Raw genomic sequence first — 757 nt, 5'->3', positions numbered from 1 at the left:
GGCCGTCGCCGTCGCTGCGGGTCAGCGTCATTTGTGGGATCGGCTTGCCACTGGCGGTGAGGGCTGAGCCTGGCTTAATAAAAATCAGTTTACCGGCCTTGATGGCGACAACCCCGCCGTTCAACTCAGCCAGACGGGTGATAAAAGCCGCGTCGGTTTCCTGTGTCTGATCGATGTGCGAAACCTTCACACCCTTGAGCGACTCGGCCACGGCGGGCTCAAGACTGTTTCGCGCCGCGACGGCGGAGACTATCGCCTCCAGCGTTGTGTCGTGATAGGAGTTATCGCGGCGTGAATTAAGGCTGCCGCGATAGTCGGCGCTGCGGGCGCGCAGCGTCAGCGTATCCGGCGCGCCCCGATGCTCCACTTCGTCCACCGTAAACTCCCCCTTATGGAACAGCGCCTGACCTTTCCAGCCCAGAAAGACGCTTAGCACCGCGCCGCGAGGAGGCATCTGCATCAGGCCGTCCGCGTCGTCCAACTCGATGTCGAGCTGGTCAGCCTCAAAGCCGCGGTTGTCGGTCAGCGACAGCGAAATAAGTCGCCTGCTGATATCCGTGGTGATGTCTGAACCGGCGAGTTTAACCATGTAGTCCGGCGCAATCTGTGCGCCGTTATCCATTGCGATCGTGGACATCATGACATCAGCCCGCCTGCATACTTCTGCGCATTGCTGGCAATCCCGCCCGCCTGATCCAGAAGGCCGTCGGCCTGAGTTTTGATATCGCCGAACATCGCGGTCAGGCTTTCGTCCACG

1 protein-coding gene is annotated in these 757 nt (G+C 60.5%); it reads right to left on the bottom strand.

Translation table 11 applies throughout. The annotated features are described in order from the left end of the window. Positions 1-640 (bottom strand): contractile injection system protein, VgrG/Pvc8 family (locus ED901_RS14875; RefSeq protein ID WP_256370286.1); only part of this gene is annotated, 640 nt, incomplete at its 3' end. Between the last annotated feature and the right edge of the window lie 117 nt (positions 641-757).

It is taken from the genome of Rahnella sp. Larv3_ips (genome assembly GCF_003697865.1).
Taxonomy (GTDB): domain Bacteria; phylum Pseudomonadota; class Gammaproteobacteria; order Enterobacterales; family Enterobacteriaceae; genus Rahnella; species Rahnella rivi.
The sequence above is the reverse complement of the archived record's forward strand: the minus strand, read 5'-3'. Positions and strand labels throughout refer to the sequence as shown.